Annotated in this window: 25 protein-coding genes; 10 read left to right on the forward strand and 15 right to left on the reverse strand. The window is 76.1% G+C overall.

The window, feature by feature from the left end:
• Nucleotides 1–80: 80 nt before the first annotated feature.
• The gene (locus OOT42_RS06390) at nt 81–1,037 is read left to right on the forward strand and encodes an AraC family transcriptional regulator (RefSeq protein WP_273654051.1); all 957 of its coding nucleotides are present in this window, start codon (nt 81–83) and stop codon (nt 1,035–1,037) included.
• 79 nt (nt 1,038–1,116) lie between these two features.
• On the opposite strand, the gene OOT42_RS06395 is transcribed toward OOT42_RS06390, so the two are convergent.
• From OOT42_RS06395 to OOT42_RS06405, 3 genes are all read right to left on the reverse strand, one after another.
• Entirely contained in the window at nt 1,117–1,848 is a 732-nt protein-coding gene (locus OOT42_RS06395; RefSeq protein ID WP_273654052.1) for a pentapeptide repeat-containing protein, read from the reverse strand.
• Nucleotides 1,845–3,215: a hypothetical protein gene (locus OOT42_RS06400; RefSeq protein ID WP_273654053.1), complete on the reverse strand. Its 1,371-nt coding sequence runs from the start codon at nt 3,213–3,215 to the stop codon at nt 1,845–1,847. Before OOT42_RS06400 ends, OOT42_RS06395 begins: the two co-directional genes overlap by 4 nt.
• Before the next feature lie 312 nt (nt 3,216–3,527).
• Nucleotides 3,528–4,376 (reverse strand): LacI family DNA-binding transcriptional regulator, encoded by an 849-nt coding sequence (locus OOT42_RS06405; RefSeq protein ID WP_273654054.1) that lies wholly within the window; start codon nt 4,374–4,376, stop codon nt 3,528–3,530.
• Between the two features lie 211 nt (nt 4,377–4,587).
• Between OOT42_RS06405 and OOT42_RS06410 the strand changes: the two genes are divergently transcribed.
• The 3 genes from OOT42_RS06410 to OOT42_RS06420 all read left to right on the forward strand — a co-directional run bounded on the left by OOT42_RS06410 (nt 4,588) and on the right by OOT42_RS06420 (nt 9,118).
• Nucleotides 4,588–5,889 carry an alpha-galactosidase gene (locus tag OOT42_RS06410; protein ID WP_273654791.1) on the forward strand — a complete coding sequence of 434 codons (1,302 nt, stop codon included), beginning with the start codon at nt 4,588–4,590 and terminating at the stop codon, nt 5,887–5,889.
• 17 nt (nt 5,890–5,906) lie between these two features.
• Complete coding sequence (locus OOT42_RS06415; protein WP_273654055.1) at nt 5,907–8,213, forward strand: beta-L-arabinofuranosidase domain-containing protein; 2,307 nt, start codon at nt 5,907–5,909, stop codon at nt 8,211–8,213.
• A 155-nt stretch (nt 8,214–8,368) separates the two neighbouring features.
• Entirely contained in the window at nt 8,369–9,118 is a 750-nt protein-coding gene (locus OOT42_RS06420) for a hypothetical protein (RefSeq protein WP_273654057.1), read from the forward strand.
• A 40-nt stretch (nt 9,119–9,158) separates the two neighbouring features.
• Here the strand turns inward: OOT42_RS06420 and OOT42_RS06425 are convergent, their stop codons facing one another.
• A complete protein-coding gene (locus tag OOT42_RS06425) occupies nt 9,159–9,746 on the reverse strand; it encodes a DinB family protein (protein ID WP_273654058.1) in 588 nt (195 codons plus the stop codon).
• A gap of 143 nt (nt 9,747–9,889) precedes the next feature.
• On the opposite strand from OOT42_RS06425, the gene OOT42_RS06430 reads away from it, so the two are divergent.
• Nucleotides 9,890–13,018 (forward strand): efflux RND transporter permease subunit, encoded by a 3,129-nt coding sequence (locus OOT42_RS06430; protein ID WP_273654059.1) that lies wholly within the window; start codon nt 9,890–9,892, stop codon nt 13,016–13,018.
• Nucleotides 13,019–13,066: 48 nt separating this feature from the next.
• On the opposite strand, the gene OOT42_RS06435 is transcribed toward OOT42_RS06430, so the two are convergent.
• The 8 genes from OOT42_RS06435 to OOT42_RS06470 form a co-directional block, all read right to left on the reverse strand.
• A complete protein-coding gene (locus OOT42_RS06435) occupies nt 13,067–13,735 on the reverse strand; it encodes a flagellar brake protein (RefSeq protein ID WP_273654060.1) in 669 nt (222 codons plus the stop codon).
• Nucleotides 13,736–13,880: 145 nt separating this feature from the next.
• A complete protein-coding gene (locus tag OOT42_RS06440) occupies nt 13,881–14,630 on the reverse strand; it encodes an MBL fold metallo-hydrolase (protein ID WP_273654061.1) in 750 nt (249 codons plus the stop codon).
• On the reverse strand, nt 14,627–15,283 hold the full coding sequence (locus OOT42_RS06445) for a hypothetical protein (RefSeq protein ID WP_273654062.1): 657 nt from the start codon (nt 15,281–15,283) through the stop codon (nt 14,627–14,629). Before OOT42_RS06445 ends, OOT42_RS06440 begins: the two co-directional genes overlap by 4 nt.
• Nucleotides 15,280–15,723 (reverse strand): DUF4383 domain-containing protein, encoded by a 444-nt coding sequence (locus OOT42_RS06450; RefSeq protein ID WP_273654063.1) that lies wholly within the window; start codon nt 15,721–15,723, stop codon nt 15,280–15,282. Before OOT42_RS06450 ends, OOT42_RS06445 begins: the two co-directional genes overlap by 4 nt.
• A 116-nt stretch (nt 15,724–15,839) precedes the next feature.
• Nucleotides 15,840–16,232: a hypothetical protein gene (locus OOT42_RS06455; protein WP_273654064.1), complete on the reverse strand. Its 393-nt coding sequence runs from the start codon at nt 16,230–16,232 to the stop codon at nt 15,840–15,842.
• Between the two features lie 316 nt (nt 16,233–16,548).
• A complete protein-coding gene (locus tag OOT42_RS06460; protein ID WP_273654065.1) occupies nt 16,549–17,046 on the reverse strand; it encodes a Rieske (2Fe-2S) protein in 498 nt (165 codons plus the stop codon).
• Nucleotides 17,047–17,063: 17 nt separating this feature from the next.
• Nucleotides 17,064–17,648 (reverse strand): DUF6529 family protein, encoded by a 585-nt coding sequence (locus tag OOT42_RS06465; RefSeq protein ID WP_273654066.1) that lies wholly within the window; start codon nt 17,646–17,648, stop codon nt 17,064–17,066.
• 136 nt (nt 17,649–17,784) lie between these two features.
• Complete coding sequence (locus OOT42_RS06470; RefSeq protein WP_273654067.1) at nt 17,785–19,038, reverse strand: glycoside hydrolase family 6 protein; 1,254 nt, start codon at nt 19,036–19,038, stop codon at nt 17,785–17,787.
• A 124-nt stretch (nt 19,039–19,162) separates the two neighbouring features.
• Between OOT42_RS06470 and OOT42_RS06475 the strand changes: the two genes are divergently transcribed.
• Genes OOT42_RS06475 through OOT42_RS06485 form a run of 3 tightly spaced genes read left to right on the forward strand, consistent with a single transcriptional unit; the run spans nt 19,163 to nt 20,486 of the window.
• A complete protein-coding gene (locus OOT42_RS06475) occupies nt 19,163–19,645 on the forward strand; it encodes a DUF5655 domain-containing protein (RefSeq protein ID WP_273654068.1) in 483 nt (160 codons plus the stop codon).
• Nucleotides 19,646–19,704: 59 nt separating this feature from the next.
• A complete protein-coding gene (locus OOT42_RS06480) occupies nt 19,705–20,118 on the forward strand; it encodes a CrcB family protein (protein WP_273654069.1) in 414 nt (137 codons plus the stop codon).
• Nucleotides 20,115–20,486 (forward strand): fluoride efflux transporter FluC, encoded by a 372-nt coding sequence (locus OOT42_RS06485; protein WP_273654070.1) that lies wholly within the window; start codon nt 20,115–20,117, stop codon nt 20,484–20,486. The genes OOT42_RS06480 and OOT42_RS06485 overlap by 4 nt, the downstream gene beginning before the upstream one ends.
• Here the strand turns inward: OOT42_RS06485 and OOT42_RS06490 are convergent.
• Entirely contained in the window at nt 20,459–21,445 is a 987-nt protein-coding gene (locus OOT42_RS06490; RefSeq protein ID WP_273654071.1) for a DUF4349 domain-containing protein, read from the reverse strand. The two genes, OOT42_RS06485 and OOT42_RS06490, sit on opposite strands and share 28 nt — an antisense overlap.
• 171 nt (nt 21,446–21,616) lie before the next feature.
• Nucleotides 21,617–22,435, reverse strand: coding sequence for a DNA-3-methyladenine glycosylase family protein (locus OOT42_RS06495; protein ID WP_273654072.1), 819 nt, complete (start codon nt 22,433–22,435; stop codon nt 21,617–21,619).
• 416 nt (nt 22,436–22,851) lie between these two features.
• Between OOT42_RS06495 and OOT42_RS06500 the strand changes: the two genes are divergently transcribed.
• Complete coding sequence (locus OOT42_RS06500; protein WP_423775969.1) at nt 22,852–24,270, forward strand: mechanosensitive ion channel family protein; 1,419 nt, start codon at nt 22,852–22,854, stop codon at nt 24,268–24,270.
• Entirely contained in the window at nt 24,267–24,908 is a 642-nt protein-coding gene (locus OOT42_RS06505) for a uridine kinase (protein WP_273654073.1), read from the forward strand. The genes OOT42_RS06500 and OOT42_RS06505 overlap by 4 nt, the downstream gene beginning before the upstream one ends.
• Nucleotides 24,909–24,972: 64 nt before the next feature.
• Here OOT42_RS06505 and OOT42_RS06510 read toward each other — a convergent pair whose 3' ends face one another.
• Nucleotides 24,973–25,950 (reverse strand): helix-turn-helix transcriptional regulator, encoded by a 978-nt coding sequence (locus tag OOT42_RS06510; protein ID WP_273654074.1) that lies wholly within the window; start codon nt 25,948–25,950, stop codon nt 24,973–24,975.
• Between the last annotated feature and the right edge of the window lie 45 nt (nt 25,951–25,995).

Consider the following 25,995-nt stretch of genomic DNA (forward strand, 5'->3'; position numbering starts at 1 on the left):
CAGCACACCGCGCCGGGCGGTGGACGGTCTATGCTCATGAGTCGCCGGAACATGACAGATCGTCCAGGCGGAGGTGCCCGATGACCGTGCTCGCCCCCGAAGCCCCCTGGGGCTCCGTCGACCCGGTGGGCGAGGCCCTGCACCGGCTGCGCGTCACCGGGTTCTTCTACTGCCACACGGAGGCCACCGGCCCGTGGGCCGTCGACATGCCCGCGTTCGGCGAGTGCGTGAGCTTCCACGTCGTCACCGCGGGCGAGTGCTGGGTCGAGGTCGACGGCGTCCCGCCGGTCCGGCTCGGCGCGGGCGACCTCGGGCTCGTCCCGCACGGCCGCGGGCACGTGCTGCGCAGCGCGCCCGGCGTGCCGTCGATGGGACGTGTCGACGAGCTGCCGCAGGACTACGTGACCGACCACTACTCGGTGCTCCGGCACGACGGCGGCGGGCCGCGCACCGACCTCGTGTGCGGCGTGCTGTCCGTCGACGGCCCGGCGTCGCGGCTGCTCCTCGAGCTGCTGCCGCCCGTCGTGCACGTCCCCGCCGACGACGGCGCCGCGCCCTGGATCGCCGGGACGCTCGGCCTCATGGCCGACGAGCTCACGCGCACCCGGCCCGGCGGTGAGGCCGTCACCACCCGGCTCGCCGACATCCTGGTCATCCAGGCGATCCGCGCGTGGGTCGACGCGCAGTCGGCCACGACAGGGTGGCTCGGCGCGCTGCGCGACCCGCACGTCGGCGTGGCCGTCGCGGCCGTGCACCGCGACCCCGCTCGCCCGTGGACCGTCGAGACGCTCGCCCGCGAGGCGACCATGTCGCGCTCGGCCTTCGCGGCCCGGTTCACCGAGGTCGTGGGCGTCCCGGCGATGCAGTACGTGACGTCGTGGCGCATGCACGTGGCGACCGACCTGCTCGCGGCGGGCGAGCCGGTCGCCCGCGCCGCCGCCGCTACCGGCTACGACTCCGAGGCGGCGTTCAGCCGCGCCTACCGCCGCGAGACCGGACGAGCCCCGGGTGCGGTCCGCCGGGCGGCCGCCCCCTAGAGCGCGCCTGCCCCCTCGCTCCCGGGAGCGGTCCGTCGGGCGGCCACCCCGTCTGCGTCCGTCGGAGGCGGGGCGTGCCTCACGACCGGCGCGCGTCGCGCAGCGCCTCGCGACACCCGGACCCGGGGTACCGGTCGAAGGTCCGGCGCGCGAGGTCGGCCGCGGCGGGGTGGTCGTCGAGGTAGGCGGCCCACTCCGCGTAGCACCGGCGGCGGTCGGCGACCACGGCCGCGCACGCCATCGCGAGGTCGGTGTCGTCGCGCGTCTCGCGCGACAGCACCTCCGCGACGACCTCGCGGCACGTGGCGAACGCGCGTGCCCCCGCCAGGTCGGCCCCGACGAACCGCGTGCCGAGCGTCGTCGTCCGCGCCAGGTGGGCGTCGCGGAGCACCGCGTCCGAGCAGTCGGAGTGGACGAGGTGCGCGCCGGCGAGGTCCGTCGACGTGAGATCGGCCCGCTCGAGCCCGCACCGGCGGAGCCGCGCCTCGGTGAGGTCGGCGCCGGCCAGGTCCGCCTCCGGCAGCTCGACGTGCCACATCGAGACGCCCGGTGCGCGGACGTCGCCCAGCAGCGCGCACGCGGCGTCGACGAGGGCGAACGACGCCTCGTCGAGCCGTGCGCCGCGCAGGTCCGCGAGGCGCAGGTCGCACCGCTCGAACCGCGCTCCGCGCAGGTCGGCCCCCCGCAGGTCCGCGCCCGCGAGGCCGGCGCCGGTGAACGTCCGCCCGGACAGGTCCGCGCCGCGCAGGTCGATGTCGGTGAGGTGGGCGGCGGGTCGGGCCCCGGCGCCGCCGGTGATCGAGGTCGTCATGATCCGGGCATCTCGGTGAGCGGGTCGGGGGCGAGCTCGGCGCGGAGCCGGGCGATGTCGGCGTCGAGCGCGTCGCCGATCTGCGCGTGGATGTCGTCGAACAGCTTGCTGTCCGTGAACGCGAAGGTTCCGCGCAGCTCGTCGGTCCGGGTCTTGCCGCCGGCGAAGTTCGGGATCGCGGTGATGCCGTAGGTGTGGATCCACGTGCGCCACAGCTCGATCGCGTACTCGCGGGTCTCGGCGATCTGCACCGTCGCCTGCATGTCGGCCACGTTCTTCTGCACCATCTGCACGGGGTCCGCGTCCGCGAGGTCGGTCCGGCCCTCCGCCCACGCGCTGCTCATCTTGCTCTTGAGGTCGATGCACAGGTCGACGGCCGTCTTGGCGGCGGCGCCGAGCTCCATCGACTTCAGCGCGTTCCACCGCTCCGGGGACGTGCCGGCGGCCCTCGACGTGCCCGCGCTCGCGCCGGGGCTCGGGGTGTCGGACCCCTGGTGGCCGCCGCCGCTCGACGCGGGGGCGCGGACCCCGGCGAGCCGGACCACGTACTTCGAGATGTCGCCCAGCGAGGTGGCGATCGCCGCACCGCCCAGCTTGCCGTCGCTGCCCGTCGCGCTCGCCTGGGCGAGGTACGCGGTCGCCGGGGTCTTGACCCGTTCGGCGAGCGCGCCGCCGACCGCGCCGCCGACGCCGGCCAGGAGGATCCCGAGCAGGATGTCGTCCTTCAGGCGCTCGCGCTGGCTGTGCTCGTCGAGCGCGGTCTTGTGCGCGTCGTACGCCGCCTTGTAGTTGAGGTAGGCCTGCTCGGCGACCCCCTTCAGCCCCAGGAAGGCCGACTGGAGCTGCAGGCCGGCGAGGTCGCACCGGTCGGACAGCCAGGCGAGGTCCGCGACGACGCGGAAGCGGAACGACTGCGTGAACGTCCGGCCCGCGTCGGCGAGCGGCGGGCCGACGACGACCTGCGGGATCGCCTCGACGAGCTCGGCCGGCTGGCCGAGCTCCGCGGGCACGCCCATGTTCCCCACGACGACCCGGAACGTCGCGACGCCGCCGTCGACCGTGCACTGGGCGGGCGACTCGCCGACGACCGAGCCGCGCACGGCCGCCGTCGCCGAGGGGATGTTCGCGACGTCGGCGCGGAACACGAGCGTGTCGCCGCGGAACACCTTGTCCTGGCTGCGTGGTGCGCCGGGCCCGAGCGCGCCGGGCAGGACCTCGAACGTCGGCCGGAACGTCACCGCGGGCGTGGTGTCGAGCATGGTGGGCGGTGCGGTCGGGCCCTCCCGGCTGACGGTGGGCCCGGGCCGCGCCGGGTCGATCGCGCGCCCGACCGCGCGGTTGCCCGCGGTGCGCTGGAGGTCGAGCATCCGGTGGCCCGTGGGGCGGCCACGGTGCGTGGTCGACGTCGGGCCGCGACGGGGCGACGGTGCGGGCTGCCCCACGCGTTCGGATCCCACTGGCGACCTCCGGCCTCGCGCCGCCCGGTCCCCGGCGCCACGGCGCGCCGGCACGGACGACGCAGTCACGGTAGCCACGGGCGTGGGGCCGCCCCGTGCACCCGAGGACGTCGGCAGGGGCATCCCGGGCTACCCGTCCGGGCAGCCCGCCGGGGCGGTGTGTGAAACGTCCGGAGCCTCAGGTGCCGCGACCAGGACGCGACCGGGACGCGGCCGGACGCGTCAGGGTGTCGGCGCGGGGCCGGTCGAGCTGCGCGTGACCAGGTGGGCCGGGGGGACGGTGTAGGAGCGGACGGGCCCTGCGGCGACGACGTTGAGCACGCAGTCGCCGACCTGGACGCCGAGCGCGTGCACGTCAAATGCCATCGCGGACAGCGGCGGTGCGGCGTGGCGCGCGAGCGGCGAGTCGTCCCACGCGAGCAGCGAGAGGTCGGCGGGGACGCGCAGGCCGGCCTCCCGCGCGACGTCGAGCGCGGCGACGGCCATGACGTCGTTGTCGAAGACGATCGCGGTCGGCCGGGGCTCTCGCGCGAGCAGGTCACGTGCGGCGGCGGCGCCGGACGCCTCGCCGTAGTCTCCCTCGACGACGACGCCGTCGACGCCGAGCGTGGCGCACCGCTCGACGAACGCGTCGGTGCGCGTGCGGGTGTGCGCGAGGTCGTGCGGGCCCGTGACGCGTGCGAGGCGGCGGTGGCCGAGGGCGACGAGGTGGTCGACGGCTTCGTGCGCCTCGGCGGCGTTGTCGACGAAGACGTTGGCGACGGGCAGGTCGCGCGACGGTCCGCCGACGACGACCGTGGGCACGTCGAGCCCGGCGAGGACGTCGGTGCGCGGGTCGTCGACCGTGAGGTTGTGCAGGACGACGGCCTCGACCTGGCCCTGCTCGGCCCAGCGGCGGTAGGTCGCGAGCTCGGCGTCGAGCGAGCCGACGATGTGCAGGAGCAGCGAGCGGCCCTCGGCGGAGAGGGACTCCTCGATGCCGGCGATGAGCTGCATCGAGAAGGCCTCGAGCCCCAGCAGCCGGGGCGGCTGGCGGAGCACCAGGCCGACGGCGTGGATCCCGGGCGTCACGCGGCGAGCCTAGCCGGGGGAGCGGTCGACGACCGAGTGGCGGCTCGTGATCTACAACGTTGGAAATGTGCCGTACGGTGGTGGTCAGCCCGCCCCGGTCGCCGCCGACGGGGCGCCGAGAGGAGCCGCCGTGACCGTCGCCGACCCCGCCGTCCCCACCGCACCGACGGGCAGGCACAGCACGCCGGTCCGCCTCGCGGCGACGCCTCCCATGGGGTGGAACAGCTGGGACTGCTTCGGCACGACCGTCACCGAGGACGAGGTGCTCGCGAACGCCGCCGTGCTGCGCGACCGTCTGCGGCCCACCGGCTGGGACACCGTCGTCGTCGACATCGCCTGGTACGACCCGACGGCCCGCGCGCACGGCTACAACGACGGCGCGCCCCTGGTCCTCGACGACCACGGTCGCCAGCTCCCCGCGCCGAACCGCTTCCCGTCCGCCGCCGGCGGCGCCGGGTTCCGCCCGCTCGCCGACGCCGTGCACGCGATGGGCCTGCGGTTCGGCGTGCACCTCATGCGCGGCATCCCGCGCCTCGCCGTCGAGCGCGACCTGCCGGTGCTCGGCACCCCGTGGACCGCGCGCGACATCGCCGCACCCGACGACGCGTGCGCCTGGAACCCCGACAACGTCGGGGTGGACCACGACCACCCCGGTGCGCAGGCCTGGTACGACGCGCTGATCGGGCAGCTCGCCGGCTGGGGTGTCGACTTCCTCAAGGTCGACGACATGCTCGCGCCGTACCACGACCGCGACGTCGAGGCCGTGGCCCGCGCGATCGAGCGCAGCGGCCGCGACGTCGTGCTCTCGCTGTCGCCCGGCACGCACCTGTCGACGACGCACCTCGGCCACCTGCGTCAGCACGCGCAGACGTGGCGCATCAGCGACGACCTGTGGGACCGCTGGGAGGACGTGCACGCGCAGTTCGCGCGCCTCGCCCGGTGGGCGCCGCACCAGCGCCCGGGCGGGTGGGCGGACGCCGACATGCTGCCGCTGGGACGCATCGGCCTGCGCGCGGAGCGCGGCGAGCCGCGGGACAGCCGGCTGACGCCCGACGAGCAGCGCACGCTCCTCACGCTGTGGGTCATGGGCCGCTCGCCGCTCGTGGTCGGCGGACACCTCCCCGACACCGACGAGGCGACGCTCGACCGGCTCGCCAACCCCGCGCTCGCCGCGGTGCTCGCCCGCAGCACCCACAACCGCGAGATCGTCCGCGAGCCGCTCGACGACGGCGAGCTCGTCGTCTGGACCGCCGCCGCGACCGACGCCGCCACCCGCTGGGTCGCGGTGTTCTGGACGGGACCCGCGCAGCGGCGGCTCTCGGTGCCGCTGGCGTCCGTCGTCGGTGCGGTCGAGGCGCGCCGGGCCTGGCGCGCCACCGACCTGTGGCGGACCGACGGCGGTGCCGACGGCGGCCCCGACGGCGGCCCCGACGCCCCCGCGCCGCTCGGCGCCGCGCTCGACGTCGACGTGCCCGCGCACGGCGTCCGCTGGTTCGCGCTCGACCCCGCCTGACCCCCCGGAGGAACCCCGTGGACCTCTTCCCGCTGTCCGACCTGCGCCTGCTCGACGGCCCGTTCCTGGCCGCGCAGCAGACCGACCTCGCGTACCTGCTGCGGCACGACCCGCAGCGTCTGCTCGCGCCCTACCGTCGCGAGGCGGGCCTGCCGGCCGTCGCCGAGCCGTACGGCAACTGGGAGTCCATGGGGCTCGACGGGCACGTCGGCGGGCACGCGCTGTCGGCCGCGAGCCTGCTGTGGGCCGCGACGGGCGACGAGCGCGCGGCCGCGTTCGCCGCCGCGCTGGTGGACGGCCTCGCCGCCTGCCAGGACGCGCTCGGCACCGGGTACGTCGGGGGAGTGCCGCACGGCGTCGCGCTGTTCGACCGGATCGCGGCGGGCGACCTCTCGACCGACTCGTTCGCGCTCAACGGCGCGTGGGTGCCCTGGTACAACCTGCACAAGACGCTCGCCGGGCTGATCGACGCCGCGGTCCACGCGCCCGAGCCGACCGCGACGCGGGCGCGGGACGTCGCCGTCCGGTTCGCGGACTGGTGGCTCCCGCTCGGTGCCGCGCTCGACGACGACCAGTTCGCCGCGATGCTGCGCACCGAGTTCGGCGGCATGTGCGAGGCGTTCGCGGACCTCGCCGACCTCACCGGCCGGGCCGACCTGCGCGCCATGGCCGTCCGGTTCGCCGACCACGGACTCCTGGAGCCGCTGCTCGACGGTCGCGACGAGCTCGACGGGCTGCACGCGAACACGCAGATCGCGAAGGTCGTCGGGTGGGCGGCGCTCGCGGCGTCCGACCCCGACGGCGGCTGGGACCGCGCCGCCCGGACGTTCGCGGGCACGGTCGTGCGGCGGCGGTCGCTCGTCTTCGGCGGCGACTCGGTGTCCGAGCACTTCCACCCCGTCGACGACTTCCGTGGTGCGCTCACGTCGCCCGAGGGACCGGAGTCGTGCAACACCGCCAACATGCTCGAGCTCGTGCGCCGGCTCCTGCGCGCCGGGACCGACCCGCTGCTGCTCGACTTCGCCGAGCGGGCGCTCGTCAACCACGTCCTGTCCGCGCAGCACCCCGACGGCGGCTTCGTCTACTTCACGCCCGCGCGCCCCGACCACTACCGCGTGTACTCGCAGCCCGAGCAGGGGTTCTGGTGCTGCGTCGGGACCGGGCTGGAGACGTACGCACGGCTCGGCGAGCTCGCGCTCGCGACGCGCCCCGGCGACGAGCCCGGCGACGGCGACGACCTGCTCGTCCACGTCCCGGTCCCCGTCCGCGCCACGTGGGCCGCGCGCGGCGCCGTCGTCACGCTGACCAGCGACCTCCCCGACCTGGCGGCCAGCGGCCGCGGAGCCCTGACGCTCGGCCTCCCCGGCCCGCAGACGTTCACGGTGCACGTGCGCCGCCCGGCGTGGGCGGTCGGGGAGCCGGAGCTCGCGGTCGACGGCGTCCCGGTGGCCGCCGGGCCGTCGGACGGCCCGTACGTCGCGGTGCGCCGCACGTGGCACGACGGCGAGACGCTCACGTGGCGGGTGCGCGCACGGGTCGAGGCCGAGCGCCTGCCCGACGGCTCCGACTGGGTCGCGTTCCGGTACGGGCCCGTGGTCCTCGTGTCGCGCGGCGGCACCGACGACCTGCCCGGGCTGCGCGCCGACGCGTCGCGCATGGGGCACGTCGCGTCGGGCCCGCTGCACGCGCTCGCGGGCACGCCCGTCGTCGAGTCGGCCGCGGACGGTGCCGACCGGGTGCACGGACCCGTCGACGGGTCGACGTTCCGGCTCGACACCGACCGAGGGCCGGTCGCGCTCGAGCCGTTCCACGGGGTGCACGACGCCCGCTACACGCTCTACTTCCCGCTCGCGGCGCCCGGTGCGGCGCGGGAGCGGCGCGCGACGATCGCCGGGGCGGAGTCCGAGGACCTGGCGCTCGCCGGTCGGACGGTCGACGAGGTCGCGTGCGGCCGGCAGCAGCCGGAGGTCGAGCACGCGTTCGCCGGCGACGGCACGTGGACCGGGGCGACCGACGGCGCCCGGTGGCGCGCGGCCGACGGCTGGTTCGGGTACGCGCTCGCGGACCCGTCTCGGTCGGGAGCCCTGCTGCGCGTGACGTACCGCGGGGGCGACGCCGACGGCGCGGCCGACGTCGAGGTCGACGGCGTGCTGCTGGCGCGGGTCGTCGCGTCGGCGGGTGCGGGGCTGCGACACGTCGACCTCGCGCTCCCGGACGAGGCGGCGCGGTCGGCGGCCGGCGACGCCCTGGCGCGTGCGGTGCGGGTGCGCGCGGTCGACGGTCCGACCCCGCTGCTCGTCGGGGTGCGGCTGCTCCGGCGCTGACCCGGCGCGCTGACCCGGCCCGGCGCGCGCGGAGCCGCCCGAACCGGCAGGAATCAGTCGTCCGGGTGACAACGATCTCCACCCCGTCAGCCCTCAGGCGGACATCGGGACCCTCGACTGGTCACGTGGGGGCGTGACGGTGCCACGATGCCCCCATGACGACCGTTCCCGTGTCGCTGCACGCCCTGCTCACGACGACGTTCGCACCCGCGCCGCCGGTCCGCTGGCACCGCGCGCACTGGCAGCAGTGGGCGGACCGGATGGGCCCCGACTTCCGGCTGCCCGACGTGGACGAGGCCGTCGACCGCGGGGACGCCGCCGTGCTCGTGCACGACGAGCTCGAGCAGGGCCGCACGACGGCCGCGTTCGTCGCCGCGATGGTGTGGGCGTACGGGCCTGCGCACGACGGCCCCTACCGCACCGCGACCGTCCTCGGCGGCCGGCGCCGCCCGACGGGCGTGCAGCCCGAGGCCGTCGCCGCGCTCGACGACGCCGTCGGCACGGTCCGGAGCGTGACCGAGCGGGACGCGCCGGCGGCCGGCGCGTCGCGCATCGCGGGCGACGCCGCGCGGTCCGCGCACCGGCGGATCATCGAGCACCGCCTGCACGGCCTCGCCCCCGCGGGGCTGACGGCGTGGCTGCACTTCGCGTCCGCGCGTCGTGACCCGTACGCGCCGCACGCCGCACCCGTGCTCGACGACGCCGTGCGCGGCTGGCTCGCGACCGAGGCGGAGCTGCCGCTGCGGGACGGGCACCCCGACGACTACGGGCGGTACGTCGACCGTCTCGTGACCTGGGGCCGGCCGTTCGGCCGGACGCCCGTGCAGGTCGAGTCGTCGGTGCGGTCGCTCGTCGCGGCGACGGCCGCCGCCGGCACCGACGCCGGGGCGGTCGCCGCGGGCTGAGGGGTCCGACGGGCGCCGAGACCCGTCCCTGTGCGGTCCGTCAGCGCCCGGCGCCGTCCGCGATGCGCCGGAGCTCGGCGACGTAGGTCGCCCACTCGTCCGCCGTCAGCCCGGGCAGGTTGCTGTTGTCGACGCGCAGCCCCGCGGCGCCGTCGGCGAGCTCACGCAGGATGTCGGCGTGGCCCGCGTGCCGCGCGAGGTCGCTCGTCACGTGCACGACGACCTGCTGCAACGTCACGGGGTTGCGGTGCTCGGGCCACCAGGCGACACGGCCGGGCGTGTCGAGGGGTGCCGACAGGACCAGCTCGTCGGCGAACGCCCACACGCGGCGGTACAGCGCGACGATGTCGTCGACCGACTCGTCGGCGGTCGCGTACATGTCGAGGTTGGGCGTCGTCTCGTCGAGGTACCAGGCGAGGTCGGCCAGGCCGGGGAAGTCGCGCCCGAACGTCTCGCCGAAGTACCCGATCTCGACGCCCGCGGCGTGCTTGACGAGGCCGAGCAGGTTGGTGCCCGTCGGGGTGCGGGGGAGGCGCAGCGCGCGCTCGTCGAGCCCGTCGAGCTTCCAGACGAGCGCGTCGCGCGCGCTCTGGAGGTACCGGTGCAGCACGGTGCGGTCGTCGTCCACGCGCCCAGGCTCGTGGGTGCCGCAGATCACGGCAACTCGTCGCGGGCGTCGTTCGTTGGGGAGGCGGACCGCCCCTCGGGGGCGGACCAGCACCCGCGCGCCGCCGTCCCCGGCGCGTGTCCGCACACTCGGGAGGAAGCCCCGTGGACCGTCTGGCCAGGCTGTCGCTCGCGAACCGCGCGGTCGTCGCGCTCATGACCGTCGCCGTCGCGGTGTTCGGGGTGGTGAGCCTCGGGTCGCTGCGCCAGGAGCTCATCCCGTCGCTGCAGATCCCGACGGCGGTCGTGCTCGGGGTGTACCCCGGCTCGGCGCCGCAGATCGTCGAGGACCAGGTCACGGTCCCGGTCGAGACGGCGGCCAAGGGCGTGGACAAGGTCGAGGAGGTGACCTCGACGTCGTCGACGGGCCTGTCGGTCACGACGGTCCAGTTCACCTACGGCACCGACATGGACCTCGCGAGCCAGCAGCTCGCGAGCGCGGTCAACCGCATCCAGAGGCAGCTCCCGTCGGTGGTCGAGCCGCAGGTCGTCACCGGGTCGATCGACGACCTGCCGGTCATCCAGCTCGCGGTGTCGGGCGGGTCGTCGGAGGACGACCTCGCGGCGTTCGTCGGCGACGTCCTGCAGCCCCGGCTCGAGCAGGTCGCCGACGTGCGCAGCGTCGCGGTGTCGGGCGTCGCGGACCAGGAGGTGCTGGTCGACCTCGACGTGGCCGCGCTCGCGGCGGCGGGCCTGTCGCCCGCGCAGGTCACGACGGTGCTGCAGGACAACGGCGTGGTGATCCCGGCCGGCACCGTCACGGACGGCGACACCGAGCTGAGCGTGCAGATCGGCTCGCCGATCACGACGGTCGGCGACCTCGCCGCGCTCCCGCTCACCGGCCCCACCGGTGCCGTCGTCACGCTGGGCGACGTGGCGACCGTCGAGGCCGGGCCGGCCGCGCCGACGTCGTACTCGCGGCTCGACGGCGAGCCGTCGCTGGGCGTCGCCGTGACCAAGACGCCCGCGGGCAACACGGTCGAGGTGTCGCACGCGGTGCAGGACGTGCTCGACGACCTCGCCGAGCAGCTCGACGCCGACGGCGTGCGCGTCGCGGTCGTGTTCGACCAGGCGCCGTTCATCGAGGAGTCCATCGAGGGCCTCGCGACCGAGGGCCTGCTCGGCCTGCTGTTCGCGGTGGTCGTGATCCTGCTGTTCCTGGCCTCGCTCCGCTCGACGCTCGTCTCGGCGATCTCGATCCCGCTGTCGCTCCTCGTGACGTTCGTCGTCATGAACGTCACGGGCTACACGCTCAACATCCTCACGCTGGGCGCGATGACGATCGCGATCGGCCGCGTCGTCGACGACTCGATCGTCGTCATCGAGAACATCAAGCGGCACCTGTCGTACGGCGAGGGCAAGCGCGAGGCGATCCTCACCGCGGTGCGCGAGGTCGGCGGCGCGATCACCGCGTCGACCGTGTCGACCGTCGCCGTCTTCCTGCCCATCGCGCTGGTCGGGGGCATGGTCGGCGAGCTGTTCCGCCCGTTCGCGCTCACCGTCGGGATCGCGATGGGTGCGTCGCTGCTGGTCGCGCTCAGCATCGTCCCGGTGCTCGCGTACTGGTTCATCAAGGCCCCGACGGGCACCGTCGCCGACGCCGCCGAGGTCCGGGCGCGGGCCGAGGAGAAGGAGCGGCGCGGCGTCTGGCAGCGCGCCTACGTCCCGACGCTCGCCGCGTCGCTGCGCCACCCGGTGCTCACGCTGCTGGTCGCGGTCGCGGTGCTCGGCGGCACGCTCGCGCTCGTGCCGCGCCTGGAGACCAACTTCATCGGCGACTCCGGTCAGGACACGCTGACCGTCACGCAGTCGTTCGAGCCCGGGACGACGCTCGCCGCGCAGGACGAGGCGGCGCGCGAGGTCGAGGACGCGCTGCTCGCGGTCGGCGACGTCGAGACCGTCCAGACCACCGTCGGCACCGCCGACGCCGCGATGGCCGCGTTCTTCGGCGGCGGCGCGACCCCCCAGGCGACGTTCGCGGTCACGCTCGACCCGGACGCCGACGGCGTGGCGGCGCAGGAGGCCGTCCGCGACGCGGTCGACGGGCTGTCGGAGGCGCCGGCGACCGGCATCACGGTCGCCGGGGGCGACTCCGGGTTCGGCAGCAGCACGGTCGACCTCGTCGTGCGGGCCACGGACACCGAGGTGCTCGCCGACGCGGCCGCGCAGGTCGAGGACGCCGTGCGCGACGTCGACGGGGTCGCCGAGGTGACGAACAACCTCGCGAGCGACCAGCGCACCGTGCAGGTCGTCGTCGACCGCGAGGCGGCCGCGGGGGTCGGGCTCACCGAGACGGCCGTGTCCGGCACGGTCGCCTCGCTGATGGCGCCGACCCCGATCGGGACGGTGGACCTGGGCGACGGCCCGGTGGGGGTCGAGGTGTCCGTCGGCGACGCCCCGACGACGGTCGCGGAGGTCGAGGCGCTCGTCGTGCCGACGGCCGCCGGGCCGGTGCCGCTCACGCAGGTCGCGAGCGTGCAGGAGGTCGAGGTCCCGACGTCCGTCACGCGCGTGGACGGCGAGCGCAGCGCCACGGTGTCGGTCAAGCCCGCCGGGCAGGACGTCGGCGCCCTCACGACCACGCTCACGGCCGAGGTCGACGCGCTCGACCTGCCGCCGGGTGCGACCGTCGAGGTCGGTGGGGTCGCCGCGGACCAGGCCGACGCGTTCGCCGACCTGGGCCTCGCGATGCTCGTCGCGATCGCGATCGTCTACCTCGTCATGGTCGCGACGTTCCGCAGCCTCGTGCAGCCGCTGATCCTGCTGGTGTCGGTGCCGTTCGCCGCGACGGGTGCGCTCATCGCGCTGCTCGTGACGTCGACGCCGCTCGGCGTGCCGGCGCTCATCGGGCTGCTCATGCTCATCGGCATCGTCGTGTCGAACGCGATCGTCCTCATCGACCTCATCAACCAGTACCGCGAACGGGGTCGACCGCTGGCCGACGCGGTCGCGGAGGGCGCGCGCAAGCGGCTGCGGCCCATCGTCATGACGGCGGCGGCGACGACCTTCGCGCTCACGCCCATGGCGATCGGGATCACCGGGGGTGGCTCGTTCATCTCGCAGCCGCTCGCGCTGGTCGTCATCGGCGGCCTCGTGAGCTCGACGCTGCTGACGCTCGTCGTCGTGCCCGTGCTCTACACGCTGTTCGAGCGGCGCGGGGAGCGGCGCCGGCTGCGGCGCGACGCCGCCGAGACCGCCGCGACCGGGCCGGCCGGGGAGCCCGCCACCGCCTGACGCGCAGCGCGGCGCCGGGCGACCGGGACCCGGCGTCGCGTCGCGGCGTCAGGCGTCGAGGCGCATCCGCCGCTGCGCGCCCTGGGTCCGCAGCACGAACCGGAACAGCGCGTCCACGTCGTTCTCGCGGATGTCGACGAACCGGCAGCCGTACTGCGTGCCGCCCGTGCTGGTGCGCTGCGTGCGCAGGATCTCGGCGTCGAGCTTGACCGCACCCCGCCCGGTCGGGAACTCGAACGCGACGTGCTCGTGCACCGCGAGCGTCGAGGTCGTCGAGATGCGCATGCCGTGCGCGCTGATGTCGACGACCACGAACGAGATCGGCCGCCCGGGACCCTCGGGCCCCGTCACGACGCCCGTGCACAGCTGGAGCGTCCGCACGCGCGCGCCCTGCCGCTTCTGCAGCATCGAGACGAGCTCAAGGTCCGTGAGGGCGATCGTCGACGGCCCCACGCGCGAGACCGTGCCGACGTAGCGGACCTCGCCGCGCACCTCGTCGAGCACGAGCACCTGGACGTCGTCGCCGGGGCGCACCCCGCCGGGGACCACCCCGTGCTCGGCGGCGACCGTCATGGTCTCGCCGTCGAACGCCGCGACGTACCCCTCGACCACGGTGGCGCGGTCGCGCACCGTGAGCGCGCATCGTTCGAGGTCGTGCATGGTCGGTCCGTCCCGGTCGTGCTGGTGGGTGCCGAGCGCGTTGACACGTGCCCGCACACGACCTCATCGGCAGGGCGGTCGACCGGCTGAGGGGTCCCGCGGCGCACCCCCCGCCCGGGTGACGGCACGCCCGGTGGACCTGGAACCGGACGCGGCCGCGCTCGTGCGCGACCGGCGCCCCGGCCGCCCGTGACCCCGGACGTCAGGCCACGCCGACGGCACGTGCCTGGCGCACCGCGTCCGCGACCTCACCCGTCCACGGGTCGCCGTGCCCCGGCAGGACCGTGTGCACGCCGCTCGGCAGCCGGTCGAGCGACGCGAGGGCGGTCCGCGCGTCGGCCGTCCCCGCGCGCGCCACGACCCGGGGGCCGGTCCGGCCGGTGTACGGGTCGAGCGTGACGAGGGCGTCTCCGGTGAGCAGCAGGCCGCGGTCCGGCAGGTGCAGGACGACGTGGCCGTCGGTGTGCCCGGGCGTGCGGATCGCGCGCGGCCGGCCGGGGACGTCGAGCACGCCGTCCTCCCGGACGAGGCGGTGCGGGCGCACGCCGCGCACGCGCAGCGCGCCCTTCGCCGCCATCGCCGCGAGCAGCGGGATGCTGCCGGGGTGCCGGAGCGGGTACCAGGCGCGTGGCCGTCCGTGCCGGTAGCGGTACGGGTGCTCGACGAGCCGCGCGTCGGCCTCGTGCGCCCACACCTCGACGCCGAGCGTCGCGGTCGCCCGGCGCGCGAAGCCGACGTGGTCGAAGTGCCCGTGCGTGAGCACCAGCGCCCTGACGTCGCGCGGCCCGGCTCCCAGCAGGCGCACGGCCTCGTCGAGCGCGAGCCACATCGCGGGCAGCCCCGCGTCGACGAGCAGCACACCGCCCGTGCCCCGCACGGCGTAGCACTCCGTCGCGGCCGCGTGCAGGCGCACGACGCCGTCCGCGACGAGGCGGACGTCGACCCCGCTCACCACGGCAGGCTCCCCGGGTCGGGCACCGCGCGGCGGGCGTGCCGGTACGCGGGCAGGCGCAGCGCCGCCGCCCAGCGGTAGGTCGCGAGGCCGCTCGGGCAGTCGAGCACCGGGTCGAACCGCACGGGGCCGTCGGTGGGACCGGCGCCGGGCGCGTCGACCCGCAGCGCGCCCCACCGGTGCCACGGGCCGCGCAGCCGCGCCGACAGCAGGAGCACGTCGAGGCCGCCGTCGGCCCGTGCGCGGGGCAGGGCGGCGACGACGACCGGTCCGTCGGGGGAGCGGAACGGCATGAGCGTCGTGAACGGACCGTCGACGACCCGGCGGCGCGGCGCCAGCACGAACCGGGTGACCGCACCCGTCCCGGTGCCCGAGAGCAGCAGCGCCTCCGCACGGCCTCGCCGCTCCCAGCGCACCGCGAGCCCGTGCACGTCCGGCCACGGCCTCGGCAGGCCCGCCGCACGCGACAGCCGCACCACCGCCGGGCCGTCGAACGCCTCGACCGCACCCGGCGCGTCGGGGTCGTCACCGAGGCGGATCGAGGCCGGCAGCACCACGCCGCGCGGGTGGAGCGGCCGGCGGCCGGTCCGGCGCGCGGCGGCGTCGGCGAGACCACCGAGGGTCCCGCCGACGCCGCCGACGAGCGCGGTCACCGTCGGGCGGCGGCCGTGCGGTCGCGCGCCGGCCAGAGCGCGATGGCGAGCCCGGCGAGCGCGCTCACCAGGTGCAGTCCGTTGTCGGCGCCGTTGATGTTGAGGATGTTCGCCTCGGGGTCGTTCGCGACCACGAGGCCGTAGACGAACGTCGCGCCGTACCCGACGGCCAGGATCCAGCCGTACGTCCGGGCGCGCGCGGGCGACGACCACAGCGCGACGCCGAGCAGGCCGATGACGACGTGGACGATGTTGTGCAGCGGGTTGATCGCGAAGCCCAGGAGCGTCTGCGAGTGGTCGTGCTCGGTGAAACCGTCGAAACCGGTGACGGCGAAGCCGACGAGGCCGACAGCCAGGTACACGACGCCGATCACGAGCGCGAGGTACTGGTGCGGCTCGCGTCGGCGGGCCGACGCGGTGGGACGCGAGGGGTCGGTCATGGGGATGCTCCTCCGGGGTGCGCCCGGCACGAGCTCGTCGCCGCCGGGGCCCTGGGCGCCGCGGCTGGACGTCCTCCCAGCATGCGGGGGCGCCGACGGACGCGCACGTCGGAGCGTCAGGGACGCCCCTCGCGGCCGCCGGCCCCGCCGCCGTAGGCGTCGCGGGGGCCGCGCCGCGCGCGCACCGCGATCACGACGACGGCCGCGAGCGTCGCCGCGATGATCGCCACGATCGCGATGGTCCGGCCGGGCGTGAGCGGGCCCATCTGGTCCTCGCCCGACTCCTGGTGCGGCCCGGCGCCGCCCTCGCCGTAGGTCTTGGTCGGCTCCGGGCTCGGGTCGGTCGTGCTCGGCGTCTCGTCGACCGACGGGAGCGTCCCGGGCTGCTCGACCGAGGGGTCGTCGGTCGCGGCGACCGACGGCTGCGCGGTGAGCCCGGCCAGCGCGAACGCCCCGACCAGCCCGAGGAGCAGGGCGGCGACGGCGACGGCGAGCGCGCGGCCGCGCAACGTCGGTGCGGGGGCGGCGGGGGCTGTGGGGGGGGGGGGGGGGGGGGGGGCGACGGGACGCATGGTCGACCTTCCGGAGGCGCGGGTCCGCCCGCCTCCGGACGTGCCACCACCGTGCGGCGCGCCGGCACGCGGCGCAACCGGGGCGCGACCGGTCCCGCGCGGCGGTCGTCCGGAAGGTCGCCGCACGCGTCGGGACGTGACTGGTCGGCGACGGCCGGTCAGTCGAGCAGGAGCGACGCGAGCGCCGCGCCGACGACGAGGCCCACGCCCGCGAGCCAGACGAGCGTCGGCAGCCGTTGCCAGAACGTGCGCCTCACCGCAGCACCACCTGCCCGTCGCGGACGTCCACGTCCACCTCGGCGAGGGCCTGTCGCGCGGGCCCGCGGACCACGTCGCCGGACCGTGCGTCGTAGGCGCTGCCGTGGCACGGGCACCGGATCTCGCCGTCAGCCACCTCGTCGACGAGGCAGCCCTGGTGCGTGCACACCGCGCTGAACCCGGCGACGTCGTCCCCGTCCCGGACCAGCACGACCCGGCGGTCGGCGAGCACGAGACCACCCCCCTCGGGGACGTCGGCGAGCCGGGCGACGACGGCGCCGTCGGCGGAGTCCTCGTCCTCGTCGCGGTCGCCGCCGTCCTCGCCGGGACCGTCGTCCTCCTGGCCGGGCGAGGGGTAGTCGCCGCCGTCGTCGCCCTCGGCGGGCGCCAGCGCGGACATGCCGACGAACCCGACGACGCCCGCGACCACCGTCACGCCGACCGCCTCGAGCACGTCGCGCCGCCGGTACCCGTCCGCCGTCGGCTCGGTCACCCGGTCACCTCCCGTCGTCACACCCGGGGCAGCCCGGGCTGGGTGAAGAACCACAGGGCCGACGTGAACCACACGACGACGAGCAGCGTCGCGAGCAGCGCGCCGAGCACCGGGACCACGGGGGACGGCAGGCGGGGGAGGCGCAGCGCGAGCATCTTCGCGGCGAAGGCGCCGTAGAACAGGCACCCGGCGACGCTGTGGACGAGCACGCGTGACGGCTCGTCCTCGAACCCGAGCGACCACACGCACTGGAACGCGACGGGCAGCGTCAGGAGGAACGCGACGGTGCCGCTCCACCGGTGCAGCGTGCCGACCCAGCCGGGCGGGTCGCCGCGGACGCCCGGCAGCCGGCCCCACATCGCGAGCGCCGACAGCACCTGCACGACGACGAGGGCGAGCGCGGCCGTCGTGAACCACGACTTGAGCTGGAGCATCCCGCTGAACCACAGGGTCAGCAGCGTCGCGCCGTCGCCCGGGTGCGCGTCGGCGTACCCGGCGAGGGCCGCGGCCACCCCCAGGCCCAGCGCGGCGACGCCCGCGAGCGACCACTGCCAGCGCGCGGTCGCGGCCGGCGGGGAGGGTGGCGCCTGCGTCACGCCCATGCCGCCAGCGTCCCGGCCCGGGCGTGCGGTGTCCAGACGTGGGCTGCGGTCCGGCGCCGGACCGTGCGGGGACACGGCCCGACGTGCCACGACGGCCGCCCGGTGGGACCCGGACGGCCGTCGCGCGCGTGCCCGCTCAGCTCGTGTGGCCGCCGAGCGGGGGGTTCGCGTTGTGCACGAGCTCGAGCGCCATCTGCGGGAACCACTGGCCCGCCGCCGGGTCGGCGTACCCGCGGACCGGGTCGATACCGCCGTCGGGTGCCCAGCGCAGGCACTGGCCGTCGGACTCGCCCGGGATCTTCACCCACAGGTAGGCGTCGACGTAGGGGTCACCGGTGCTCATCGTCGGGCGCAGGCCGAGACCGCGGTCCGGCGGGTTGCACCACACCTGGGGGTCGCCCGCGGGGTGGTCGGCCGGCGGGGTCCAGGGGCCCTGGCCGTTGCGGCTCGTGTCGACGACGGCGTGCTTGAGCACCTCGGGCCCGCTCGGCGGGTTGGCGGCGTTCGTGACGTTCTCGACGTACCACTGGTCCGTCAGGCCCCACGTCGAGAAGTCGTTCGGGTCGGCGGGGTAGTACTGGCTCGCGCAGTAGTCGAAGTGGCCGAGCCGCCACCCGCCCTCGGCGTCGTTCGTGCCGTACCAGAGGCACTGCGAGATCCAGGACGCGAACTTCGCCTGGCGCTCGGTGACCTCGTAGTTGGAGACGTTGAGGAAGAAGCCCTCGGCCTTCTCGACGCCGGCCTTGTGCAGCCGGTCCGCGACGTCGCCGACGCCGAGCCACGCGGAGTGCGTGCCGTCGAGGTACAGGCTCACGTTCGGCAGCGCGGACAGCCGGTCGACGGCGCCGTTCAGCTGCGCGAACCGGTCCGCCGCCGCCGTCGCGGGGTCCGCCTCGGCCGGCTGGCACCACTCCGTCGCGCCGGTGATCGAGGTGTACCAGGGGATGATGCCGAGGCCGTCGGGCTCGAGCAGGACGATCGCCTTGCTCGTGCCGATGCCCTTCGCGAGGCCGTCGATCCACGCGAGGTAGGAGGCGGTGTCGAGCGCGCCGCCCGCGGAGTACTGCGAGCAGTCCCGGTAGGGGAGGTTGTACGCGACGATCACGGGCACCGCGCGCTGGCGCTTGGCGGACCGGACCGTCTTCTCGACGGACTTGCGGACCTCCTTCGGCGTGCCGCTCGTGAACCACACGGCCTGCGGTGTCGCCACCATCTTGGTGAGCGCCTTGGCGTCCGCGTACTGACGGTCCTTCACGAGCTGCTTGATCTGCGCGACCGCGCCCTCGTTCGGGGGCGGCGTGTAGAGCCGCGAGGACGACGACGAGCCCCCGTGTCCGGGGCGGCCGTGCGCCGTCGCGGGCGCGGCTGAGGCGAGTGAGAGCGCTACCACGGCGGCGGCCGCGGCGAGCGCTGCGAGGGGCGAACGGGTATGACGTGCCACGGAAGGCTCCTACGTCGTTGTCGGATGACCGGTGCCGTGCACGGCGGGAAGGGTGGACCGCCGCGACAGGAGCATGACAATCCGGACGGACGAGGGCAAGAGCCCGGAGCGGGTGATCGGTGCCGACCCGTCGCCCGCCACGCTGTGGGCGGTCGGGTGGACCATCGTGCGCATGACCGACGACGCACCGCGCACCTGGACCGTGGAGGACCACCTCCAGGACGCCGATCCCGCGCACGTCGAGCTGTGGCAGCAGGTCGTCGCGCTGATCGAGGCGTGCGGGCCGGTGACGGTCCTGCCGCACAAGACCACCGTCGCGTTCGCCGGGGAGCGGCGCGGCTTCGCGGGCGCCCGCCCGACGAAGCACGGCGTCGACGGCTTCCTGGACCTGCAGCGTCCCCTCGCGCCGGACCGTCGCATCCGGCGCGTCTCGCCGTACACGAAGCGGCTCTTCGTGCACCAGTTCCGCGTGACGTCCCCGGCGGACCTCGACGAGGAGTTCGCCGGGTGGGTGCGCGAGGCCTACGCGGTCGGCGCCGGCGCGCACCTGCGCTGACCGGCCGCGCCGCCCGTCGCCCGTGCGGTGCGCCCGGCGGCCGGTCGTAGGGTGACCGGGTGCACCTCCACCGCGACCCCCGGCTCGTCGTGGTCGTCGCCGTCGGCGGTGCGATCGGCACGCTCGCCCGGTACGGGCTCTCGCACGCGGTGCCCGACCGCGGCGGCGTCCCGGTCGCGACGCTCGTCGAGAACCTCGTCGGTGCGTTCCTGCTCGGGCTGCTGCTGGAGGCGCTCGCGCGGTCGGGGCCCGACGCAGGACGCCGCCGGGTCGCGCGGCTGGGCCTCGGCACGGGGGTCCTCGGGGGCTTCACCACCTACTCGACGTTCGCGCTGGAGGTCGTGGACCGGCTCGCGGACGGGCGCGGCGGGCTGGCCGTCGCGTACGCGGTCGGCAGCGTGGTGCTGGGCGTCGTCGCCTGCACGGGTGGTGTGCTGGTTGGCGCACGCCGGCACGCGAAGGTCGCCGCATGACGCCGCTCGTCGTGGCGCTCGCCGGCGGGCTCGGGGCGGCGCTGCGGTTCCTCGTGGACGGGGAGATCAGGTCGCGCGTGCCGCGGCACCTGCCGGTGTCGACGATCGTGGTCAACGTGACCGGCTCGGCGTTGCTGGGCGGTCTCGCCGCGGCGCACGTGCAGGGGCTGCTGCCGGTGACGGTCCACCTCGTCGCGGCGACCGGCTTCTGCGGCGGATACACCACGTTCTCGACGTCGATGCTCGAGACCGTGCGCCTCGCGCAGGCGGGTGCCTACCGGCTCGCGGTCGCCAACGCAGGTCTGACCCTCGTCCTGGCCGTCGCGGCTGCGGCCGCCGGCTACGGCGTGGTGTCGGGCCTGGTCTGAGCCCGCTCGCTCTCCGCGAGGGCCGCGGCCGCGCTGCCCGGGACCGGACCGCCGACGGGTGTGCCGCCCGCGGACCGGCGACGGCGCCACCGGACCGCGGCGACGACGAGGGCCGTCACGGCGCCGGCGAAGGCCAGCCACGGCAGCAGCACGCCCAGGACGACGAGCGTTCCGCGGAGTGCCACGACGAACGACTGCCAGCCGACCGCCAGGCCGCCGACGAACGACGTGGGGCCGGGCGAGGCCGCGGGCACGACGCCCGGACCGGACAGCTCGACGGTGAGCGTGGAGAGCGCGACCGCGTCGGCCAGCCGCGCACGCTGCGCCTGGAGCTCCTCGAGCCGGGTCTGCCGCTCGGTCAGCGCGTTCTCCGCCGCCACGATGTCCTCGGTCGTCGCGGTCCGCGCCAGCAGGTCGGACATCCGCGCGACGGAGAGCTCGAGCCCACGGATGCGCGCGTCGAGGTCCTGGGCAGCCGCCGTCACGTCCTGGGCGTCGAGGGCGATCTCGTCGATCCGACCGAGGTCGCGCAGCGCGTCGACCGTCGCCGACACCTCCGCGGACGGGACGCGGATCGTCAGCGTGGCCGAGCCCGCGCGGCCCTCGGTCGCCGCGTGCTCGGAGCGGGAGTCGACGCGGCCCCCTGACCGCTCGGCGAGGTCGACCACCGCGTCCGCCGCACGTCGCGGGTCCTCGACGGTGAGCCGCAGCGTCCCCGTCTGGACGACCTGCCGGGCGTCGGCGTCGGTGTCCGCGCCGCTCGCGACCGGTGAGCCGGCATCGGACTCGGCGACGGCCTGCTCGTCGCCCGACGACCCGGCCAGCGACTGCGCCCCCGCCTGGTCGCCCGCCTCGTCGCCCCCGGCGGAGCACGCGGTCAGCAGCGCGCCCGCGGTGACGAGCGCGGCGGTCAGGACCGCCCAGCGGCGGGGGGAGCGGCGGTGCCCGGTCGTGGTCATGCCCGTGACGCTAGGGCGCCGCGCCGGTGAGTGGGACGGGGGTGTCCCGATCGTGACGTGGCGCGGCGGATGTGGCCGGATCGTGACGCAGCCGTCACCGGATCGGGCTCCTGACCGGCGCAAGGACCGCCGGGGAGGACACACGCGCCGCCGCCCGGGGCCCCGGGGACCTCACAGCGCGTAGGCGCGCGACGTCCACAGGTGGATCGCCGCGTAGGCCCGCCACGGACGCCACCGGGCCCCGGCGGCCTCGACGGCGGCCGTCGAGGCGACGTCGAGCGCGCGCCGCAGGACGACGTCACCCGCGGGCAGCGCGTCGCGGTCCGCGAGGACCCGCAGCGCGAGGTACTCGACCGTCCACGGGCCCACCCCCGGCAGCGCGAGGAGCCGGCGACGCGACTCGACGGGGTCCGCACCCGGGCGCAGGTCGAGCCCGTCGGCGAACGCCTCGGCGACGGCGCGCACCGAACGTGCCCGGGCGGTCGTGATCCGCACGGTCGACTGGATCTCGGCGGGGTCGACGTCCGCGAGGTCGTGCGGGCGGGGGAACGCGAGCAGGCCGTCCGGACCGGGCCGCCCCCACGCCGCCGCGAGCCGCCCGCCGAACGTCCGGGCCGCGGCGAGGGACACCTGCTGACCGAGGACGGTCGTCACCGTCGCCTCGAAGCCGTCGAGGTGGCCGAGGACCCGCAGGTGCGGGCGTCGGCGGGCGAGCGGGCCCACGACCGGGTCGGGTGCGAGGGTGTCGACGACCGCGTCGAGGTCGTCGTCGAGCCCGAACCAGCGGCGCGCGACCGCGTCGAGCGCGTCGGGCGGCGCGTCGCCGCGCACCGTGACCTGCCCGTCGTGCAGGTCGGCGGACACGGGCACGAGCCGCGCGCCGACGGGCACGAGGCGCCGCACGGTGCTGTCGTCGACCGTCTCGACGCCGGGCACGGCGTGCGCGCGTAACGACGCGAGCAGGGGAGCGGGATCGACGGGGACGTGCACGGTCCATGCGTTCGGCGGTTCCGGTGGCGGCAAAGGACTCACCGGGCGGACTCTAGGGGTGGACGCCCACGCGCCGCCCCGCCGTGCTGGACGCCCGTTCGAGGTGCGCGAACCGCCAAGCGGTGGTCAAATGGACCCAGCCGATCCTCCGAAGCAGCCGGGGTTCGGCCATCTGCGGATCACGACCGCGTGCCGAGGGCCCAGGCGAGAGCAGGGCCGCCCGTCAGGGTTCAGGAGTGCGCCACGCCTCGTGCCGGCGAGACGCCTCTCGAGCGCCCCGCCCCCGTGCGTCGGGGGCGGGGCGCCTGCTTGTCCGCGTCCGGGACGCTCCGGCGCGCGACTCCGCGACGAGCCTCGCCCGTGCGCGCGGGGCCGCTGCGCAGGTGCGTCCGCGCGCGCCCTCCTACGCTGGCGGGATGCCGCTCGCCCTGCCCACCGCGGCCCTCCGCCCGCTCCTGACCGCCCCCGCGCCCGGGGTCACGCCCGCTCCCGACGAGTCCGTCGTCGAGGAGGTGGGCGGGGTCGTCGGTCCCGTGCTCGCCGTCGCGGCCGGCGTCGTCGTCGCGTACGTCCTCGCGATGCTCGTCGGCGTCCTGGTGCGACGCCTCGCCCGCCGGTCCGCGGTCGCGGCCGACCTGACGCGGCGCTCGCGCCGCCCGACGCGCGCGGTGCTGCTGGTCGTCGGCGTGTGGGTCGCGCTGCGGCTCAGCACGGACCCGGCGCCGTGGCGCGTCACGGTCGAGCACGTGCTGCTCATCCTGCTTATCGTCTCGGTCGCGTGGCTGGTCGGGAGCCTCGCGTTCGTGCTCGAGGACGCGGCGCTCGCCCGGTACCGCATCGACGTCGAGGACAACCGCCGCGCCCGGCGCGTGCGCACGCAGGTCCAGCTGCTCCGCCGGATCACGGTCGCGGTGCTCGTGGTGTGCGCGATCGCCGCGATCCTGCTGACGTTCCCGTCGGCTCGGGCGTTCGGCGCGAGCCTGCTGGCGTCGGCGGGCCTCCTGTCGATCGTCGCGGGCCTCGCGGCGCAGAGCTCGCTCGCGAACCTGTTCGCGGGCATGCAGCTCGCGTTCACCGACGCGATCCGGGTCGACGACGTCGTCGTGGTGGACGGCGAGTGGGGGCGCATCGAGGAGATCACGCTGACCTACGTCGTCGTGCACGTGTGGGACGACCGGCGGCTGATCCTGCCGTCGACGCACTTCACGACCACGCCCTTCGAGAACTGGACCCGACGGCAGGCCGACCTGCTCGGCACCGTCGAGCTCGACCTCGACTGGGAGGTGCCGGTCGAGGCGATGCGCGGCGAGCTCACGCGGCTGCTCGAGGCGACCGACCTGTGGGACGGCCGCGTCGGCATCCTGCAGGTCACGGACGCGGTGGGCGGGGCGGTCCGCCTCCGCGTGCTCGCGAGCGCGCGCGACGCCCCGACGCTGTTCGACCTGCGGTGCTACGTGCGCGAAGGGCTCGTCGGGTGGCTGCAGCGCGAGGCGCCGCAGGGTCTGCCGCGCACGCGCTGGGAGGCCCGCGGCCCGGTCGGCGAGCCGGCCGCGGGTGCCGCGGGGCGGACGGGCGCCGGGAGTCCCGCGGACGGCGACGCCGCGGACGCGGTGCCCCCGACGGACGGCGAGCCCCCGCGCACGCGTCGCGAGCGGGCGCGCGAGGCGACGGTCGAGGACACGCTGCTCATGCCCCCCGCGGCACAGGACGCCCGACTGTTCACGGGCAGCATCGAGGCGCTCGAACGGTCCCGGTCCTTCCAGGGGCCCGGTCAGGAGGTGTTCGACGAGCGCGAGCAGCACGCGGAGGACGCCGAGCCCGGGGCGCGCGGGTGACGCGGCCGGTCGGCGGCCAGGTCGTCGTCCGGCCGGTCACGCACGACGCGGTCGTGGCGCACGTCGTCGCGCGAGTGCCCGCCGGCGGCCGGCGCGTGGTGCTCGTCGACGGCGCCCCACCGACCGCCCCGGGCGACCTCGCCGACGCCCTGGTCGCGCCGCTGCGGGCCGCGGGCCGGGCCGTCGTCCGCGTGCGCGCGGTGGACTTCCTGCGGCCCGCGTCGCTGCGGCTCGAGCACGGCCGGCACGACCCGGACGCGTACCTGGAGGACCGGCTCGACGTGCGCGCCCTCGACCGTGAGGTGGTGACGCCGTTCGCGTCGTCGGGCCGCTACCTGCCGACCCTCTGGGACCCGGTGTCGGACCGTGCGACGCGTGCGCCGTACGGCGAGGCACCCGACGGTGCCGTGCTCGTGCTCGACGGCGACCTGCTGCTCGGCGTCGGGCTCGCGGCCGACCTCACGGTCCACCTCGCCGTGCGCCCGCCGACGCTCGCACGCCGCATGCCGGAGGAGGACGCGTGGGTCCTGCCGGCGTTCGCCCGCTACGCGCAGGAGGTCGACCCGGAGGGTGTCGCGGACGTCGTCGTGCGGGTCGACGACCCGGCGCACCCGGCGCTCGTCGACCGCACGCCCTGACGGTCGCGCCGCGCGGGTCCCGCACGACCGGTGGCTCGCGTCCCGACCGTCGCCCTGCGCCCGCTCAGCCGACCGCGGCGGTGAGCCGGGCGGTCAGGCGGACGACCGCGTCGCGCAGGTCGGCCGGTCCGACCACGCGCAGCGGCACGCCGAACAGCGCGGACATCGCGGCGAGCCCGTCCCACGACCACGCGCCCTGGACCAGTCGCGTCCTGCCGTCGCCGAGGTCTTCGACGACCGCGCCGCGCCCGGCCCAGCGGCGGACGTCGTCGGCGGGCATGTCGAGCTCGACCTCGCCGACGCACGGCCACGGGACCGCCTGCCCGAACTTGTCCGCGACGTAGGCGGCGACGTCGCCGCCGGGCAGGTCGCGAGGCGTGAACCGCGGGCCGGTCGGGGTGCGCGGCGTCATGCGGTCGACGCGGTAGGTGCGCCAGTCGGCGCGGTCGAGGTCCCACCCGACGAGGTACCAGCGACCGCCCCACGTGACGAGGTGGTGCGGCTCGGCCCGGCGCGGCGGCACGAACGTGTCGGGGCCGACGCCCTCGGCCGACCCGCTCGCGTAGTCGAACCGCAGGACCTCGCGCGCGCGGACGGCGGTGCCGACGGCGAGCAGCACGTCGGCCGCGACCTGCGGCTGCTCGCGGCCCGGCCGACGGGCGACCGCCGTGACCTGGAGGGAGTCGGCGGCGGCGCGCAGCCGGGCCGGCATGACCTGCCGGACCGTCGTGAGCGCGCGCAGGGCGGCCTCGTCGACGCCCGCGATCCCGGTCGACGCGGTACGCAGCGCGACGACGAGCGCGACCACCTGCTCGTCGTCGAGCAGCAGCGGCGGCATCTGGCTGCCGGCGTCGAGCCGGTAGCCGCCGTCGGGTCCCTTCGTCGCGTGCACGGGGTAGCCGAGGTCGCGCAGGCGGTCGACGTCGCGGCGCACGGTGCGCGGGCTGACACCGAGCCGGTCGGCGAGGACGTCGCCGGGCCAGTCGCGGCGGGACTGGAGCAGCGACAGCAGGGACAGCAGGCGGGCGGACGGCGTCGACATCTGCCCAGACTGCCACGAGGTAGCGGACAGGATCTGACCGCTACC

The organism is Cellulomonas fimi (assembly GCF_028583725.1).
GTDB classification, from domain to species: domain Bacteria; phylum Actinomycetota; class Actinomycetes; order Actinomycetales; family Cellulomonadaceae; genus Cellulomonas; species Cellulomonas fimi_B.